This is a genomic window from Marinobacter sp. SS5-14b (genome assembly GCF_030541005.1).
Lineage (GTDB): Bacteria > Pseudomonadota > Gammaproteobacteria > Pseudomonadales > Oleiphilaceae > Marinobacter.
The window spans coordinates 819,349-837,713 of sequence record NZ_JASSVM010000001.1; the positions used below are offsets into that span (position 1 = coordinate 819,349).

Annotated in this window: 16 protein-coding genes and 1 pseudogene; 7 read left to right on the forward strand and 10 right to left on the reverse strand. The window is 57.1% G+C overall.

Translation table 11 applies throughout. From position 1 onward, the window contains the following. The 7 genes from gspK to gspE all read right to left on the reverse strand — a co-directional run bounded on the left by gspK (nt 1) and on the right by gspE (nt 5,911). Nucleotides 1–1,008: a type II secretion system minor pseudopilin GspK gene (gene gspK, locus QPL95_RS03800; RefSeq protein ID WP_303289663.1), complete on the reverse strand. Its 1,008-nt coding sequence runs from the start codon at nt 1,006–1,008 to the stop codon at nt 1–3. Then, the gene (gene gspJ, locus QPL95_RS03805; protein ID WP_303289664.1) at nt 1,005–1,754 is read right to left on the reverse strand and encodes a type II secretion system minor pseudopilin GspJ; all 750 of its coding nucleotides are present in this window, start codon (nt 1,752–1,754) and stop codon (nt 1,005–1,007) included. Before gspJ ends, gspK begins: the two co-directional genes overlap by 4 nt. Then, nucleotides 1,754–2,131, reverse strand: a complete 378-nt coding sequence (gspI, locus tag QPL95_RS03810; protein WP_303289665.1) for a type II secretion system minor pseudopilin GspI — start codon at nt 2,129–2,131, stop codon at nt 1,754–1,756. The genes gspJ and gspI overlap by 1 nt, the downstream gene beginning before the upstream one ends. Continuing rightward, a complete protein-coding gene (gene gspH, locus QPL95_RS03815) occupies nt 2,125–2,655 on the reverse strand; it encodes a type II secretion system minor pseudopilin GspH (protein ID WP_303289666.1) in 531 nt (176 codons plus the stop codon). The genes gspI and gspH overlap by 7 nt, the downstream gene beginning before the upstream one ends. A 6-nt stretch (nt 2,656–2,661) precedes the next feature. After that, on the reverse strand, nt 2,662–3,114 hold the full coding sequence (gene gspG, locus QPL95_RS03820; RefSeq protein ID WP_303289667.1) for a type II secretion system major pseudopilin GspG: 453 nt from the start codon (nt 3,112–3,114) through the stop codon (nt 2,662–2,664). A gap of 73 nt (nt 3,115–3,187) precedes the next feature. Continuing rightward, complete coding sequence (gspF, locus tag QPL95_RS03825; RefSeq protein WP_303289668.1) at nt 3,188–4,399, reverse strand: type II secretion system inner membrane protein GspF; 1,212 nt, start codon at nt 4,397–4,399, stop codon at nt 3,188–3,190. Nucleotides 4,400–4,402: 3 nt separating this feature from the next. After that, complete coding sequence (gene gspE, locus QPL95_RS03830; RefSeq protein ID WP_303289669.1) at nt 4,403–5,911, reverse strand: type II secretion system ATPase GspE; 1,509 nt, start codon at nt 5,909–5,911, stop codon at nt 4,403–4,405. A 207-nt stretch (nt 5,912–6,118) separates the two neighbouring features. Between gspE and QPL95_RS03835 the strand changes: the two genes are divergently transcribed. From QPL95_RS03835 to QPL95_RS03865, 7 genes and pseudogenes are all read left to right on the forward strand, one after another. Continuing rightward, nucleotides 6,119–6,775, forward strand: coding sequence for a type II secretion system protein N (locus tag QPL95_RS03835; protein WP_303289670.1), 657 nt, complete (start codon nt 6,119–6,121; stop codon nt 6,773–6,775). Between the two features lie 8 nt (nt 6,776–6,783). Beyond that, a complete protein-coding gene (locus tag QPL95_RS03840; protein ID WP_303289671.1) occupies nt 6,784–7,443 on the forward strand; it encodes a transglutaminase-like cysteine peptidase in 660 nt (219 codons plus the stop codon). Nucleotides 7,444–7,567: 124 nt separating this feature from the next. After that, nucleotides 7,568–9,171: pseudogene (locus QPL95_RS03845) on the forward strand (FAD-binding oxidoreductase). A gap of 13 nt (nt 9,172–9,184) precedes the next feature. After that, nucleotides 9,185–10,771, forward strand: a complete 1,587-nt coding sequence (locus tag QPL95_RS03850; protein ID WP_303289672.1) for a glycerol-3-phosphate dehydrogenase/oxidase — start codon at nt 9,185–9,187, stop codon at nt 10,769–10,771. 1 nt (nt 10,772) lies between these two features. Next, on the forward strand, nt 10,773–12,332 hold the full coding sequence (locus tag QPL95_RS03855) for an FGGY-family carbohydrate kinase (RefSeq protein ID WP_303289673.1): 1,560 nt from the start codon (nt 10,773–10,775) through the stop codon (nt 12,330–12,332). 61 nt (nt 12,333–12,393) lie between these two features. Then, nucleotides 12,394–12,759 carry an MbcA/ParS/Xre antitoxin family protein gene (locus tag QPL95_RS03860; RefSeq protein WP_303289674.1) on the forward strand — a complete coding sequence of 122 codons (366 nt, stop codon included), beginning with the start codon at nt 12,394–12,396 and terminating at the stop codon, nt 12,757–12,759. Beyond that, complete coding sequence (locus QPL95_RS03865) at nt 12,756–13,550, forward strand: RES family NAD+ phosphorylase (protein WP_303289675.1); 795 nt, start codon at nt 12,756–12,758, stop codon at nt 13,548–13,550. The genes QPL95_RS03860 and QPL95_RS03865 overlap by 4 nt, the downstream gene beginning before the upstream one ends. Here the strand turns inward: QPL95_RS03865 and QPL95_RS03870 are convergent. From QPL95_RS03870 to QPL95_RS03880, 3 genes are read right to left on the reverse strand one after another with little or no spacing between them, the layout of a single operon-like run. Next, nucleotides 13,528–14,937, reverse strand: a complete 1,410-nt coding sequence (locus tag QPL95_RS03870) for an efflux transporter outer membrane subunit (RefSeq protein WP_303289676.1) — start codon at nt 14,935–14,937, stop codon at nt 13,528–13,530. The genes QPL95_RS03865 and QPL95_RS03870 overlap by 23 nt on opposite strands. Nucleotide 14,938: 1 nt before the next feature. After that, the gene (locus tag QPL95_RS03875; RefSeq protein ID WP_303289677.1) at nt 14,939–16,879 is read right to left on the reverse strand and encodes a MacB family efflux pump subunit; all 1,941 of its coding nucleotides are present in this window, start codon (nt 16,877–16,879) and stop codon (nt 14,939–14,941) included. Beyond that, entirely contained in the window at nt 16,876–18,024 is a 1,149-nt protein-coding gene (locus QPL95_RS03880) for an efflux RND transporter periplasmic adaptor subunit (RefSeq protein WP_303289678.1), read from the reverse strand. Before QPL95_RS03880 ends, QPL95_RS03875 begins: the two co-directional genes overlap by 4 nt. Nucleotides 18,025–18,365 lie beyond the last annotated feature (341 nt).

Consider the following 18,365-nt stretch of genomic DNA (forward strand, 5'->3'; position numbering starts at 1 on the left):
CTATCCTTCTGAGAAAGTGTAAGGTTCCTTGGAAATTCTGTTCTTTTGTCCGGTATCCCTGTGAACAGTCCGGACCTCACCTTCCGGATTTCGAAACACCGTGCTGACCATATTTACGACACGATTATCGTAGGTAATCCGTGATACAACTTCAAAAAAACGGGTTTGAAGGGTTAAGCCGCTGGCTTTGAGGCCCATTCCCGAGAATTCGGGCATCGCCAGAAAATCCTGAATATTCTCGAACCGTCCCTCTTCCCGTTTGGCAATGATTGACTCTGCCTGGGCTTCGTTCAAGTCCGGATGCAGGGACATCAACACCGGCCCGGTTGCGGCATTCACATTAATGCCTATGCCACTCACCGGCACCGCACTAACGTGGGGGCGCAATGCTACGTAAATTTCTTCGGTCATGCCTTCGATCAGCCTCAGTTCGGTGATCGATACAAACGGCTGATTGGCCGCCCGGTATCCTGGCTCTGCCATCAGATACTGCCCATCCTCTGCGCCATAGGCGCTTGCGGTTTGGTCGTCGGGGTCTACCCAGTCAATCAGAGTATCCACATTCAGGCCGGTGATACCCAGGGCAACCAGAAGACGAGCCAAACGGTCCTTGGTGAGCGGGTCAACCTGCCCATTCGGGGTGACCAGATCATTCAGGTTGATGCGGCCACCAAGGTCATCAATCTGTACTTCGGCAACACCACTCTCATCCAATGGCAATACGGCAGCGTGCATGGCCCAGAACTCATCCGGGCTGTCGACCATCACACCTTTTTCTTTGTCTTCTTCGTAGTCGCGTACCAGAATCCGCCTGGCGAATTCCTCAGCCCCCAGAGCAATGCTCTGCCCCTGTTGCTGAGCCAGGTAGTGGCCGGCCTTGTAAACCCTGAGACTTTGCTGCTTGGTCATGCCAGCGGCCAGCAAAACGACCAGCGCCATTGCCAGCAGCACCATAATCAGGGCCACGCCGGTTTGCCGGGTGCCGATCCTGAAGGAGACGGGTTTCATGTGCCGGCCCCTGCTGTGCCTTCTTCGGCCGTTTCATCCGTACCGGATTCGCTGGCGGCCTCCAGTTGTTGATTTACCACAGCCTGCGCCTGCCCCTGAACAAAACCCGGCAGACTGAATACCCGAACAATCTCGCCAAAACGCTCATGTTCCAGGGCTATTTCAATGCCCGCAGGTAAAGGAATGACAGGCCTGGCACCCGGTGCAAGATTGGCAAGAACCTGATCAGACGGCCACTGGTCCTGCCATTTCCCTTCCTCGTCAAGAAACCGGATGTCGAATTCAAGTACATTTTCCAGCAGCAGTACGTCCCGGCTGCTGTCATCCTGCCCCTGGTCGACAACGGGCCAGTACCGGCGCCTCAGTTCGGTACCGGTGTACTCCCAGCCCGCCCTTTGCAGTCCACTCCGGCGCAGCCCCAAGGGATTGCGCCAGCCCTGGCGGGTGATCATCAATGCAAAGGCATCTTCCCGAGAGGTCAGCGAAGGCTTGTAGTCTCCATAAACGTCCCGGGCGGGGCGGTTCACCACTTGGGTAATATCCCGCTCAAGCAGGAGCATCGCCTTCTGCAAACCGTCAAACTGATCGGCCAGCTCGTTGACTCTGTCTCTGGACGTGACCACGCCACTGACCACTTGCCATACGCCCAAACCAATGACCGCAGTGATGGTAACGGCAATCAACACTTCCATCAGTGTGAAGCCACGTTGAGCGCGGAAGAGAGGCCTGCCGGCGCAAGACACCATCACTTCTCTCCCAGAAAGGCGGAAAGTGTATGCACGGGGAAGGGATTCTCCTGATCGTCAGGGTATTTGGCGACGGTCACCTCAATGCGTCTCATGGAGGGCTCGGCTGTCCCCTGCACCACCGTTGTGACCTGCCAGCGGTAGGTGCCGAACTCGGTATCTTCGGAGTTTTCCGACGTACCGGGCAGCGACTCCTGCAGACGTAATTCATTGATTCGATTTTCCGCAATCCAGCCGGCCAGGGTTTTATCCCGAACCCGCTCGAAGCTGGAAATATACTGGCTGCCCACTTCCGCCGCTGCGGTCGCAATCAGGCCAAAAACCAGCAGCGCAATCAGCACCTCCAGCAACGTAAATCCCCTGGCCCGAGTTACCATTCTTCGTCTCCCGAACCTGGCTGTCGCCATTCGAGTTCGGAAACACCGTCAGAGGCAAGCACGAGCATGGAGTCGGTGTCCTTACCCAGGGTGAATTCAATTTCAAAGGGGGTGGTCTCACCACTGGAGAAAAAAACGACATTCGGACGCAGTTTGTCTTCAGCAGTCGCCAGGCGGGGTGCATCGCTTTCTACATACTCGGTCAGGGTTAGCCACTCCGGCAGAGTACGCTTACTGAACATTCGCTCTCCGGAGGGCTTCCATTCTCCGGACTCATCCTGAAAAGCAACAAAACGGTAACCATCGTCCTCCAATAACAGGCCCAGTTCGAGGTTGTTGAGCACCGCCTGTTCGGATGCGGTCTGCATCAGCAGGTAAAGTTCTCGCACGTTACTTTCAAGCTCGCGCTGCTGGGAACTGCCCGCCATATTGAAGACGGCAAGCGACGCCAGCAGCCCGACAATAATCAGGACAACCAGTATTTCGATCAGCGTAAAGCCGGAGTGGTCTGCCCTGCGGTACACAATCAATTACTTCCCGGTGTTCCAGGCACTGATATCGGCCGCATCGCCATCACCGCCTTCCTGACCATCTGAACCGTAGGAGTACAAATCGTAGGGTCCTTCAACACCAGGGCTCACATACTGGTACTGATTATTCCAGGGGTCTTCCGGCACGCTCTTGAGGTAACCATCCGGGTTCCAGTTTTTCGGCTCCGGGCTACCGCTCGGCCGGTTCACCAACGCTTCCAGGCCTTGCTGAGTGGACGGGTAGTGACTGTTATCCAGACGGTAAAGATCCAGGGCATTTGAAATGTTGCTCAGCTGGGTTTCTGCGACGGTAACCTTGGCCTGATCACTCCGGCCCATGATGTTGGGCGCTACGATCGCCACCAGCAGGCCGAGAATAACCATAACGACCATGATTTCGATCAGCGTAAAACCCTTGTTGCGAGACATTCTTAAGTTCAGCTTGTTGCTCATAGTGTCACTCGTCGTTTATCCGTGGTTCTTGAATTTTAAAGGCGCGTAATGCCTGGTACCCAGGGGACCGCCATCAGCCCACCAGGTTACTCATATTCAGAATTGGCAACATAATGGCCAATACAATAATCAGCACAACGACGCCCATGATCAGCAGCATCATGGGCTCGAACAGCCCGACAATGGCCGCAATCTTGGACTGCAGTGTGTTCTCCTGCATCCGTGCCGTGCGCTCCAGCATACTGTCGAGCTCGCCGCTCGCCTCGCCACTGGCAATCATGTGCAGCATCATTGGCGGAAAATAGCCGGTCTGGTCAAGCGCCCGGTGCAAGGAACCCCCCTCGCTCACCTTGCGGGCCGCTTCACGAAGTTCCCGGCGCAGGAAATCGTTCGACAACACCTCACCGGCGATTCTCATGGCTTCAACCAAGGGAACACCACTGGTCGTCAGAATACTGAGCGTGCTGGCATAGCGCGCAGTGTTCACTCCCCGAACCATTCCGGCAAACAGCGGCAAATGCAAAAGCTGCCTGTGGAACTTCATCCGAAACGCCGGTTTGGTAAGCGCCACCCGAAAACCAATCAGTGCTAACACCAGCAAGATCAGGATATAGACACCGAAAGCGCCAAGAAATTCCGATACCGACAACATGGCAACCGTCAGCCCCGGCAGCTCCTGCCCCTGCTTAAGGAAAACTTCGATGATATCTGGCACAACGTAGGTGAGCAGGAAAACCACAATGGAAATGGCAACTATGCTGAGAATAATCGGGTAGATCGCGGCGAGCTGGATCTTTTGGCGGGCTTCCTGCCGGCTTTCGGTGTAATCCGCAAGACGATTCAGCACCAGATCAAGGTGCCCCGCATGCTCACCAGCCGCCACGGTTGACCGATAAAGCCTCGGAAACGCCTTGGGGAATTCTCCAAAGCTGTCTGCCAGCGTGTAGCCTTCCATGACTTTGGCACGAATGGCAATCAACATGCTGCGAATACGGGGCTTTGTCGATTGTTGCGCGGTTGCACTCAAGGCTTGCTCGATGGGGATACCAGATTGAATTAGCGTTGCCAACTGTCGCGTGACCAAAGCCAGATCAGCGGCGGTCAGCGTACCCCGGCTGCTCAGAGGGTTGTTGCGAGCCTGCTTCTCAACAGCAGGCTCTACGGTCAGCGGTGTCAGGCCTTTTTCGCGAAGTTGCTGCCTGACCGCTCTTGGCGCATCCGCTTCCACCACGCCATGCTTCTGCTTGCCCCTGGGGTCCAGCGCTTTGTATTCGTATGCTGGCATGGGTTACTGGCTCCGATGGGTTACGCGCAGAACTTCTTCGACAGTGGTTACCCCATCCAGAATTTTCTGAACACCGTCTGCATGAATGCTGGGGCTATGCAGGCGCGCTTCACGCTCCAGTTCCAACTCCCCTGCCCGCTTGTGAATCTGGGCACTGATGGCTTCGGTGATCTCCACCACCTCATAAATCCCCACGCGCCCTCGATAGCCCAGCTGATTGCAATGCTCGCAACCTTTTGCCCTGAAGATGGTCGGAGGATTGGCTGGGTCCTGCTGCAGGAATTCGCAGTGCTCGTCGGTTGGGATATAGGGTTCACGGCAATGGTTGCAAAGCACCCTCACTAGCCTTTGGGCCACAATACCCACCAGGCTGGAAGAGATCAGGAAGGGCTCAATGCCCATGTCCATCAACCGGGTTATGGCACCGACTGCGGTGTTGGTGTGCAAGGTTGACAACACCAGGTGGCCGGTAAGACTGGCCTGAACGGCTATTTCCGCGGTTTCGAGATCACGGATCTCACCGATCATCACAACATCCGGATCTTGACGGAGTATGGCCCGCAGGCCCCGGGCAAAGGTCATGTCCACTTTCTGGTTGACCTGAGTCTGGCCAATGCCGGGCAGGTTGTATTCGATGGGGTCTTCAACCGTCAGGATGTTCCGGCTGCGATCATTGATTTCCTGCAGGCCGGCATAAAGCGAGGTTGATTTACCCGAACCGGTCGGCCCGGTCACCAGCAAGATACCGTATGGTCGCTGAATCAGCTTGCGCAGTGTTTTGAGATCCTGGCCCGCCATGCCCAGCGATTCCAGACGAATCGCGCCAGCCTGCTTGTCGAGCAAACGCAGCACCACCCGTTCGCCACTCGAGGACGGCATGGTTGAAACCCGGATATCCACTTCCCGCCCGGCCACACGCAGGGCAATTCGACCGTCCTGAGGAACCCGCTTTTCGGCGATATCCAGCTTCGCCATAACCTTAATACGGGAAACCAGCAAGGGTGCCAGCGCTCGTTTGGGCTGCACCACCTCACGCAGTACGCCATCAATACGGAAGCGCACCACCAGTTGTTTTTCATAGGTTTCGATATGAACGTCTGACGCGTTGGTTTTGACCGCCTCAGTCAAAATGGCGTTGATCAGCCGGATAATGGGGGCGTCATCCTCCTGCTCCAGCAGATCTTCGGTTTCTGGAACTGAGTCCGCCAGTGATGCCAGATCCATGTCATCGCCAATGCCTTCCACCATTTGCATCGCTTCGGCGGAATCGTTCTGGTAGGCAGCATTCAGAGCTTGATCAAAGCGATCGGGCTCAATAGTGGAGAAGCGCGCGCGACCACCACTCACGCGATTGGCTTCGGCGAGTGCAGTGTGGGGAGCCCCGGGGCGGACAAGAATCACCGGTTCGCCTTCTTCGTTCCGGGTCAGGATAACGCCGTTACGTTTGGCAAATGTAAAGGGGAGTCTGCCCAGCGGCGCATCCTGCGGCTGAATATCGGTTTCGGTGATCAAGCTATTCCTCGTTAAATCCGTCTGGTCACTGTTTTTTATTATAGGGCCAGTGCACTCACCTAACCCATGTTCCTGTCAGCGTAGAAAAAAGGCTACCACAGGAATGGGAACCACTAAACAACTCTGTGCACTATACTGCCACTAAATAGTTTCAGTCTGATAACCTGTGGGCTTTTTACGATTCCGCGACTGTGTTCAGGACTAACCATGTTTGCAATCCATGAAAAGACACCGTTGATGCTGGCACTCGCTGTCGGGGCAGCGATGGTAGGCCTCACCGCCTGGCAAGGCTATCAGTTCTGGCAGTCAGAGGCGCACACTCCGATGCCTGAAGCAGGCCCGGAAAGTGCCCTTCAGGCCACACCCACAACACAAACACCCCGGGTTGACCTGGCCAGCCTGTCGATCTTCGGCAGCGCCGCCACAACCGGTGAGGCGGTTGATTCAAACATGGAAAACCTGCCGGAAACCAACCTCAGGCTATCACTTCGCGGTGTTCTGGCGGCACAGGGAGAGTTCCCGGGCAGTGCATTGATCGAGGATGACAAGGGCAAAACGGAGGCCTACCTGGTCGGCAACGAGCTGCCCGGTAACGCCACGCTTCGGACCGTGTTCGCGAACCGGGTCATTATCGAGCGTTCCGGCAAACTGGAAAACCTCTATTTTCCAGAGGATGAGGACCACCCCGGTGTGTTGATGGCTGACAGTAACGGCGGGGAGCCAGAGCCCGTGAGCGCATCGGCACCACAGCCCGAAGCCGCACAAACCACCACCAGACCTCAGTCAGCCGGAGAGCAGCAAAGAAGGGAGGAAATCCGGCAGCGGCTGGAACAGTTACGCCAGCGTCTTCAGAACAACAATTGAGACTGGCCATGGTAACGGCTGACCGCACCCTGCCCCGCCGTTCCATTCTGTTACCCCTGATGTTCGCCGTTTCGCTCGTCAGCGCGCTGGAACTGAGCACCAAGCTGATGGATTACGTGCTGAAAGACTTCGGGCCCGAAGCCCACCAACGACTGCAAAACTGGCAACGACTGCACGCCCTGGCCGGTAATGCCCCGGTAGACCGCCAGCTCCATCTAGTCAATTCCTTCTTCAACCGGGTGCGATTTGTCAGTGACGTTCGCCATTGGGGCGAGGAAGATTATTGGGCAACCCCGATCGAACTTCTGACCACCAATGGTGGCGATTGTGAAGACTTCTCCATCGCCAAATATCTGACCTTACGAGCCATGGGGGTGCCCGATGATGAGCTTCGTATTGTCTACGTCAAAGCCCTGGAGCTGAATCAGGCCCACATGGTTCTCGCCTGGTACCAAACGCCTGAGGGAGATCCACTGATTCTCGATAACCTGATCAACGAGATCAAGCCCGCCTCGGAACGTAAGGATCTTGAGCCGGTTTATAGTTTTAACGGTGACGGTTTATGGCTGAACCGTTCTTCCGGCGACCGGGCCAGAATCGGCGACGCGGAAAAGCTGGAGCACTGGCAGAACCTTAACCAGAGGCTGACAGAGTCGCTTACGCCTTGACCCCTCAGTGGCCCGAACACGGGCGTGGCGGGAAATGACACCTTGGATGTCGCACGCGGCCACACAGATTTCCCAGCCTGTCGATAGAATGCAGCCACATCTTGTCATCATGGAGCAATAAACGATGCGACGCTGGAATGGTTGGGGCGATGATCAGTTCAATCTGGATATACCGGAAGGGGGGCAGGCATTTCTGGCAAGCCGGATTGGCAGTGCAAAGGCGCTCAACGACACCTCATTAACCGACGTGTGCGCCAGTGTGCCAGCAACCCGACTGCCAGACGATCCACGACGGGACTCGCTGATTGATACCAGCGCCGAAACCCGTGCCCGACACGCCCGGGGCCAAAGCCTGGCAGACTGGCTGGCCCTTCGAAGCGGTGACATTGGTACCTTTCCAGACGGTGTTGCCTTCCCTAAAACGAATACCGATGTCCGCGCACTGCTCCACTACGCACAGGATCATGACCTTCACCTGATCCCCTACGGTGGAGGCACCAGCGTTGCAGGACACATCAACCCGATTGACCAGGGCAAACCTATACTTACCGTTAGCTTGGCCGAAATGAATCGCCTGATCGACCTGGACCGGCAAAGCCAGTTGGCCACCTTCGGCGCCGGCACTCCGGGACCTCTGGTGGAATCGCAGCTTCGCGCTCATGGCTACACGCTTGGTCACTTCCCACAATCGTTCGAGCTATCCACCATTGGCGGCTGGGTTGCATCCCGTTCAAGCGGCCAACAATCCCTGCGCTATGGCCGTATTGAACAACTTTTTGCGGGGGGCGGATCGAAACGCTGCAGGGCACTCTCGACATCCCTACCATTCCTGCCTCCAGCGCGGGCCCGGACATTCGGGAAATGGTCCTCGGTTCCGAGGGCCGCCTGGGGCTGATTACTGAGGTCAAAGCCCGAATCAGCCGCCTTCCGGATTGCGAAAGCTTTCACGTGGTGTTTTTTCCATCCTGGGACAAGGCCCGAACGGCCGCCCGCAAGCTGGTACAGCACCGGGTTCCGTTATCTATGCTCCGGCTCAGCAATGCCATTGAAACGGAAACGCAGTTGGCTCTGGCTGGTCATCCGGGCCTGATCAGTATGCTTGAACGACTTCTGTCGTTACGGGGCGTGGATCAAGGCAAGTGCATGATGACGTTTGGGGTCACTGGCAGCAAAACCCAATGCCGTTCGGGTCTGAAGCAGGCGCGCGGCGTCTGCAAGGAATACGGCGGGGTTTATACGGGCACCAGGCTTGGCGCCAAATGGGCGGAAAAGCGCTTCACCATGCCCTACTTCCGCGAAGCGCTCTGGCAAATGGGTTACGCCGTCGACACCCTGGAAACAGCGACCGACTGGGACAACGTCGATAGCCTGCTGGATAAGATCGAGAGCAATCTGCGAGCGGGGTTAGACGACAAGCAGGAAAAAACTCACGTATTCACTCATTTGTCCCACTTTTACGGCCAGGGCTGTTCAATCTACACCACCTACGTGTTCCGGGTGGCCGACAGCTACCCGGAAACCTTCGCCCGCTGGCAGCACCTCAAGAAAACAACGTCCAACATCATCGTCCGCAACCGAGGCACCATCAGCCATCAACACGGAGTCGGCAAAGATCACGCACCGTTTATGCCGATTGAAAAAGGTGAGCTTGGCATGCAGGCGATACGTGCGCTGACCACCAGCTTTGACCCGGACGCCCGGCTGAACCCCAAGACACTGCTCGATTGACTGCGAGGTGGTTATGACACGGCAAGACATACTTGGCGCTCTGAAAAGCTGTACCCAGCAGTTTGACCTGGTTGTGATTGGCGGCGGCATCACCGGTGCGGGGGTCGCCAGAGAAGCGGCGGGCAGCGGTTTGAGCACGTTGCTGGTTGAACAAAAGGATTTTGCCTGGGGTACGTCCAGCCGATCGTCGAAAATGGTCCACGGCGGCCTTCGCTATCTGGGCAGCGGCCAGGTCGGCCTGACCCGAGACGCCGTACGCGAACGCCAGCGCATCATGGAGGAGGCCCCGGGCCTGGTGGAGCCGTTGCCGTTCCTGATGCCCCACTACAAGGGCCAGTTTCCCGGCCCCCGGCTGTTTCAGTTGTTGCTGTCGTTCTATGACCGCCTGGCCGGAACCCACAGTCGCCAGCGGCTGACGCCGGCTCAGACCCTGCAATGGGCGCCGGGCCTGGCCCAGCATAACCTGATCGCCGCCAGCAGTTTTACCGATGCCCTGACCGACGACGCACGGCTGGTGCAGCGGCTTCTTGCCGAGGCCCGGCTGGATGGCGCTGTGTGCATAAACTACGTGACCGCCTGCGGAATAACACGTGACAGCGATGGCCGGGTCTCCGGTGTTGATCTAGTCGCTGAAGGTGACAACCGAGAAAACGCCATCCACATCAAAACCACCCGGGTTATCAATGCCACGGGCGCCTGGGCAGACCAGCTCCAAAAGCAGGGCCCGACAACAGACCCGCTGACGATTCGTCCCCTCAGGGGCAGTCATCTGGTACTTCCCTGGCGGCGCCTGCCGGTGACTTGTGCGGTCTCGCTAATGCATCCGAGGGACAAGCGCCCGGTGTTCGCATTCCCCTGGGCCGGAACCACGGTTCTGGGCACGACCGACCTGGATCATCAAGCTGACCTGAACCGTGAACCCTGCATCACCCAACCGGAAGTCGCTTACCTGCTGGACGTGTCGGGGCATCTGTTCCCTGAGGCAAGGATACAGGCGAGCGACATTGTTTCGACCTGGGCAGGTGTGCGCCCCGTGGTAACCGATGGCCATGGCAAAGCGCCCTCCAAGGAGAACCGGGAACACGCGCTGCGTAATGACAAAGGGATGATCAGCATAGCCGGCGGCAAACTGACGACCTTTCGCCAGATCGCCCGAGAGGCGTTACTGGCCGTGTTGAACGGTGATTCTGCGCCTTTGCGAAGCGAAAGATCGCGAGTATTCACCGAACCCGCTGCCACTCCCAGGCCCGAGCTTGTCAGTCACCTGAACTGGCGTAGATTGAAAGGATTTTACGGGCCGGAACTCCCCGCCGTGCTCCAGAATGAGCACTTTGACCAGGTGGGCAATACCTCAACACTTTGGGCGGAGCTGACGTGGGCTTGTCGCAGTGAACAAGTCGTGCACCTGGATGACCTGTTGCTTCGCCGGACCCGATTGGGTCTCATCTACCCCAATGGCGCACAAGATCTGCTTCCCGCCATTCGGGAACACTGCCAGCCAGTGCTTGGCTGGGGCGACCACCAATGGCAACAGGAAGTTCACCGTTACCTTCAGCTCTACCAGCAAGCGTACAGCCTGCCCGAAACCGGAGAAGCCTGAGATGAATGGCGAGCCGCTTATTCTGGCCATTGACAACGGCACCCAAAGTATCCGGGCCTTGCTGTTCGACAAACAGGGTAACCTGGTAGGCAAAGGCAAGCAGGAAATAGAACCGTATTTTTCACAACAACCAGGCTGGGCCGAGCAACACCCGGACTATTTCTGGCAAAACCTCGGGACGGCCTGTCAGGCCCTATGGCAGAACACAACTGCTCGCCCCGATCAGGTTGCCGGGGTAACGGTAACCACTCAACGCGGTACCGTCGTGAATCTGGACAAAGACGGTCTACCTTTGAGGCCGGCAATCATCTGGCTGGATCAGCGCCACGCGAAGCTTGACGGCCCCCTTAAGGGCCACTGGGGCCTGCTGTTCAAGCTGTTACGAGTCGAAGATACCGTTCAGCGCTTCCGGGAGAAAACCCAGGCCAACTGGATCGCCCAGAACCAGCCAACGATCTGGGCGAATACCCACAAGTACTTGCTGTTATCCGGCTACCTGAATTACCGGCTGACCGGCGAATACCGTGACTCAACTGGCAGCCAGGTTGGCTACTTACCGTTTGATTATAAAAAGCAGCAATGGGCCAGCCCCCGTGATTTTAAATGGCAGGTGATGCCGGTAACACGCAGCATGCTGCCTGAACTGGTCATGCCGGGTGGCAGGCTGGGTGAGCTACTGCCCGAGGCCGCTGCGCACCTGGGGTTACCACCGGGCCTGCCGGTACTGGCCGCCGCGTCCGATAAAGCCTGCGAGATTCTGGGCTCTGGTGGCCTCACGCCCGACACAGCCTGTATGAGCTATGGCACGACCGCCACCATCAACACCACGAACAAACGGTACGTGGAACCGGCCCGCTTCATGCCACCCTTTCCTTCGGCACTGCCCGGCCACTATTCCACTGAAGTGATGATTTACCGTGGCTTCTGGATGGTCAGCTGGTTCAAACAGGAGTTCGGACTCAGGGAACAGCGAATTGCTGAACAACAAGGCATCGAAGCCGAGGCCTTGTTTGATGAACTGGTGAATTCTGTACCGCCGGGATCGATGGGGCTCATGCTGCAACCCTATTGGAGCCCGGGCGTCAGGCAGCCAGGGCCGGAAGCCAAAGGTTCGATCATCGGTTTTGGTGATGTACACACCCGCGCCCACATCTACCGCGCCATACTGGAAGGCTTGGCTTATGCGCTGAGAGAAGGTAAAGAACGTATCGAAAAACGTAATGGTCAACGTATTCACCGGTTGCGAGTCGCAGGAGGTGGCTCCCAAAGTGACGCCGCCATGCAGTTAACCGCCGATATATTCGGGCTGCCCACAGAGCGACCCCACACCTACGAAACCTCAGGCCTTGGCGCGGCCATTGACGCTGCCGTTGGACTAGGGTTGCACCCGGATTTTGAAACCGCAGTGCAAGCCATGACCCGCGTAGGCCAGGTGTTTGAGCCATCGCCCGACGCCAGGGAGCTCTACGAAAAGCTGTATTCCGAGGTGTACCTCAAAATGTACAGCCGGCTGCAGCCACTGTACCGGCGTATAAGAAGCATCACCGGCTACCCCAGGTAACCATGGTGAATTTTCGTCAAATATAGCTATAATGATGAAAAATAACACTTGGAGCTCAGCCATGACGCAGCCTGCCAACCTTGCACCGACAACCAGTGATAAAGCGCTGCTCGCCAAAGCCTTGCTGAATGCCGCCAAAGCATTCGGCCTTCCACAAACTGAGATTGCCACCGTGGTTGGCCGCAATCGCAGCGGTCTTACTCGTGACGGCATCGATCCCGCCAGCAAGTCCGGCGAACTCGCGCTTCTGGTTATCCGCCTGTATCGCAGTGTGTATGCTCTGACCGGAGGAGACGGTGAGGCCATGGCGCATTGGTTGAATACGCCAAATCATTATTTTCAGGCGACACCCAGAGACCTTATTCAGTCAACGGAAGGGCTGGTTCGGGTGTTGCACTATCTCGACGCGATGCGGGGAAGAATTTGAATTACAAGGAACGAATCGAACGCTCTGTCAGTGGCTTGCAGGGTATTCTTCTGCGAGTGGTTGAAAGCCAGGAAGACATTGCAACCACAAGAATCGTCGACAATATGCAGGAGCAGGCACGGTTGGAGCAGTTACTTGAAAGTAACAAACCGCCCCTGCCCCAGGCAGCCGGCACACTCCACTATCTGCTGGCCACGCCTTTTCGGTATCCGCCGCTAAAGCATGGCTCGCGGTTCGGTCGACCTTTTGAGCCCAGCCTGTTTTACGGTGCCATGACCATTCCAACCGCTCTCGCTGAACTCGCCTACTACCGCTTTGTGTTTACCAGCCATGTATCGGAGCCCTTCAAGCGCCCGCTTACCACCTTACACACCTTGTTCAGCGCCCGGTTTCGTTCGGAGCATGGCGTCCGGCTTCAGGCCGATCAATGGCAAGACCTGCACCCAGCACTCACAGACCCCGTCAGTTACCGGGAAACCCAGGCGCTTGGCACAGACATGCGCCACAGCGGTGTCGAGGTATTTCAGTTTCTGTCAGCCAGAGCTCTGCAGGCCGGGCTTTACCAACAGCCCTGGCATGCGCCGAACGGCTTGGAGGGCTTGAATATTGCGCTGTATACACCCCGCGCTTTCCGGGACGCCGCACCACGCTCATACCTGAAACTGATTGTCGCTACGTCCGCCGCCGATGTTTCCATGAGCCTGACGCTTCAGGATGGCCAGAAGCAGGTTCATCATTTCAGCCAAACCGACTTTCTGGTCGGAGGTGCTATTCCGCAGCCTGCGCTGTAACGGTCGGCCCATCGGCGCGCTGCCAGCCGCCGCCAAGCGCCCGGTAAAGATCAACGGCGGCAATCAGGCGGTTGAGGCGTACCTGGCTGAGCTGCTGGCGTACATTGAATACGCTGAGCTGGCTTTCGAGCAGGGTCGACAGTTCGTCTGCGCCTTCCCGATAACGTACGTCGGTGAGCCTCAGCGTTTCCTCTGCCTGGCGGAGAATCCCCTGCAGCCGCTGCTCTTGTTGCTCATAGAGCGCGGCGCGGTCCAGCGCATCGCCCACTTCCTGAAACGCCGTCAGCAGGCTGCCGCGATAACTTTCCAGCAACGCAATCCGACGAGACTCGGAAACAGCAATGGCGTTTTTACGCTGGTCGCCGTCAAACAACACCTGGCTGAGCCCAAGCAAACCACTCACACTGCGAACCGGGTCGGCCAGGCTTAAAGCGCCATCCGCGGATAGCCGCGCTGCAGCACTCAGCGAAACAGAGGGGAGCAGCGCCGATCTGGCCTGGTCAACATCCGCACTGGCCGCCACAAGCCTGGCTTCATGAGCGGCCAAATCGGGGCGGCGCACAATCATATCCGCTGGGGTGTCCGGGTTGATCGTCGGTATTGAAACCTGAGCGATATTCGCCTCAGGTTGCTTGCCTTCAAACGGATAAAGGCCGGTAAGCACTCGCAGTGCCGCTAATCGTTGACGGGCCTGGTATTCCAGCGGCGGCACAGCACTGCGCAGGCTCAACACCGAGGTTTGCTGGCGCACAAGCTCGGCCCGGCTGGCTGCCCCATTCCGATAACGGGCATCGACCAGTGTCAGGGTTCGTTCGCCAAGCTCAAGGTTGCTTCGGGCAACCTCAACGCGCTGCTGAAGCTCCAACCACTCAAACCAGGTACTGGCAATGGACGCTACCAGGGTAATACGAGCAGCCTGGTAATCGAACTCTGTCGCCTGAAAACCGGCCAGTGCGGCACCCTCTGCTGCAGATAGGCGACCCCAAAGATCCAACTCATAGTCCACAGACAAACCTGCGCTTGTAGACCCGCTGGTCACCCTGTCCTGACCCGGAACCCAGGAGGTCTGCTTGCCGGTGCTGGCAGACGCACCCAGCGAAGGTAGCAAGGCTGCCCCGGCATTTCGTAGCTGCAAATCCGCCTGAATGACGGATTGCGCCGCAGCCGCAAGGCTTGGGTTCGCCTCAAGCCCCTGGTCAATCAACCGGTTCAGCTGGGGGTCCTCGAATGATTGCCACCAGAGCCGGTCTACCGCACGACCCTGATCGACAACGATTTGCCATTGAGGGGGTGGCTCAATCGGCAGGTCAATCGGTTCCGGTGTGAACGTGGCGCAGCCGGTCAAAAGCAGCACGGGAACCAATGCAAACAAACGAAAGGTCATCATGTTACTCCGAAGCCAAGGCATGGACAGGGTCCAGATGGGCCGCTTTGCGGGCTGGCAAAAAACCGAATATCAGTCCAGTGGCGAAGGCACAGCTGAATGCCAGCACCATCGGCGTAATGGTCATGTATACGGGGGTACCGAACGAAGCAATCAATTGAGTGGCGCCAATGCCCAATACGACGCCAATCAGACCGCCGATGGCAGACACCAGCCAGGCCTCCGTAAGAAACTGCTGAAGGATGTTCCAAGCACGGGCACCGGTTGCCATGCGGATGCCGATTTCTCGGGTACGCTCGGTTACGCTGACCAGCATGATATTCATCACGCCGATCCCCCCTACAAGAAGCGAAATAGCAGCAATAGATCCCAGCAGCCAGGTCAACGTATTCTGGGTTTCAGAAATGGTGTCGATCAACGAGGCCATGTTGCGGATGGTGAAGTCTTCAACCCCGCCATGGCGAGCCATCAATGTTTCATGAATAATGGCTTCAACTTCACTCATGCGGTCAATATCAGCGACTGCGACGGTAATATTTCGTAGGTGGGTCTGGCCGAATATGCGCAGGCTGCCGGTAGTGTAAGGGACAAAAACAACGTCGTCCTGGTCCTGACCCATGGGAGAGGCCCCTTTTTCAGCCATAACGCCGATGACCTGGAACAGCACCGCATTGACCATCAGGTGCTTGCCCAAGGGGCTTTCTCCCGGGAACAGAGCGTCCGCACTGGTCTTCCCCAATACGGCAACGGCGGCGTAATTCGCCTCATCCTGTTGACTGAAGAAGGTTCCTTCGGCCATCGGCCACTGCCGAGCCACCGGAAACTGGAAAGAGGTGGCGTTTATTTCGGCTTGGTGATCCCGGTTCGAATAGCGCAGAGTCTGGCCCCCGGTTAGTTCAGGTATTGCCGCAAGAACACCCTCTATCTCATTGATTGAACGATAATCCTCAGGCACCAAGGTAGTGACCGACCAGCGCCCGCCCCGCTGATCCGGCCCGCCGGGACGAACCAATAGCAGATCGCTGCCCATGGTGCTGATGCGGTCAACCACATCTTTCCTGGCCCCCTCGCCGATGGCCAACATTGTGATCACCGACGCAACACCTATGACAATGCCGAGCAGCGTCAGAGCCGTGCGAAATAAATTGCTGCGCAACGAACGCAAGGCGCTTTTCAAAGCCTCCTGCCAGTCACTCCACAAGGCTGCATTGTGGTTATTTTGTACCCGCGGAAAGACCTGCGTTGCAGCACGATCAACGCCTGTGTCTTTGACAATTTCGCCGTCGGCAATATGAATCTGCCGCCGAGCCACATCTGCAACATCCTGGTCGTGAGTGATCAGCACCACCGTGTGGCCTTTGTCCGAGAGTTCGGTCAGTAAACGGATGACTTCCCGGCTGCTTTTGCTGTCGAGAGCTCCCGTCGGCTCGTCCGCGAAAATGACCTGACCACCATTCATGAGCGCCCGGGCAATCGATACCCGCTGCTGCTGCCCACCGGATAGCTGAGTCGGCCGGTGTGTCAGCCGATCGCCCAGGCCGAGCTCTGTCAGTAGCTGGTTGGCGCGTGTCCGCCGACGGGCCTGGGCCATTCCGGCATAGATGGCTGGGATTTCAACGTTTTCCTGCGCCGTCATACCTGGCAACAGGTTGTAACTCTGGAAGACAAACCCGAAAGCCTCCCGGCGTAAAAGCGCCAACTCGTCACGACTCAGGGCAGAGACGTCTCTGCCATCAAACCAGTACTGACCCGCCGTCGCCTGATCCAGGCAGCCAAGGATGTTCATCAGTGTTGATTTACCAGACCCGGACGGACCCATGATGGCGACGAATTCTCCCGGATAGATCTCCAGGTCGATGCCTTTCAGAACCGGCACCGCCAGCTCCCCTTCCCCGAATGAACGGGTAATGCCCCGCAGGTCAATCAACGGAGTGGGTTGCGTCATCTCAACATGCCCCTGAAATTGGGACTGCTGCTGCCAGCACGTGGGTTCCGCGGAACGAGAACCACCTCGTCACCCTCTTCAAGCCCGGCAAGCACTTCAGAATGAACGCGGTCGCTTACCCCGGTCTGTACGTCTCGTGCCTCAGGCTGGCCCGACGCATTCAGAACCTGAACCTTACCGCCCTGAACGGTTGATACCGGTACCCTGAGGACACCGAGCGCCTCGTGCTGAACGAAAAACACCTGAGCTGTCATATTGGGCAACAAACTGCCACGTTCGTTGTTGACCTCAAACAGTGCGTTATAAAGCACCACATTGTTGGTCACCTCTGGCGTAGGCTCAATGTAATCCAGCTCGCCAAAGAGCTTCTTGTCCGGGTCACCCAGGGTTGTGAAATACACCTTCATTCCCGGCTCAAGCTTGCTGATGTCAGCCTCTGAGACCTGTGCACGAACCCTCATCGTGGCGAGATCCGCGATGCGCATAAGGAGGGGCGCGGTCTGGCTGGCGTTCAAAGTCTGGCCTTCGCGAGCCTCGATCGACACAACGGTTCCGTTCATCGGTGCATAAATACGGGCATAGCTGAGGTTTGCTTCCTCTGCCCGCAAGGTTGATGAGGTTTGCTCAATCTGAGCCTCAAGCATGGCCAGCTGAGCTTTGGCGGAGGCGAGTGAGGCTTCGGCCATTTGCAGAGCCTCCCGCGTGGTGGCGTCTTCGCCAAACAGATTCTGCTGGCGCTGAAACTGAATGCCTGCGAGTTTCAGCTGGGCTTTACGGTCGTCGATTTGAGCTTGCTGGTTTTTAAGCTGAGCACGGGTTGCATCGACCTTTGCCATATAAACGGTAGGGTCAATTTCCACCAGAAGCTGCCCCTCCGCTACGGCCTGTCCAACGCGCACATGGATGATATCGACCTGGCCGGAAACCTGAGCACCCACATCCACATAGTTACTGGGCTCCAACACTCCGGTAGCGCTGACCAGTTGCTGAATGTCGCCACGGGTCACCTCCACGGTATTGAGTGGGGCCGCCGCTTTGTTTGCGTTTTCGAAGTACCACCAGCCACTCGTGGCGACCAGCACCACGAACAGAATACCGGCTGGCCATTTTGGCCATCGCCGCAGGGGGTGGTTTGTTGATGCCATTGAGTAGCTCTCCGGGTGCCCAGTCGAGCCGAAACGATAAATAAGAAGCAAACTAAAAAGAAGTACAACCAGGGCGTTTTGCGAAACCTTTACAAAGGCTGGCTATCGCTATTGCCGGCCCTCGGTTAGTGCTTACAAAAAATCGCTTTGCATTCCCGAACGGGAGGAGTAAAGTGGCGGTCGTTGGAAAGATTTAGCAATGCATTCATCAATAAGACCGATACCTGTTGTTTTCAGTAGTGCATCGTCCTGTTTTTGATCACGCAAGTTTTTTGTTTCCGCACACCCGCTGATCTGTCATCACCAAGATGCTCAGACGGCACATTAAAATGATTGAGTTC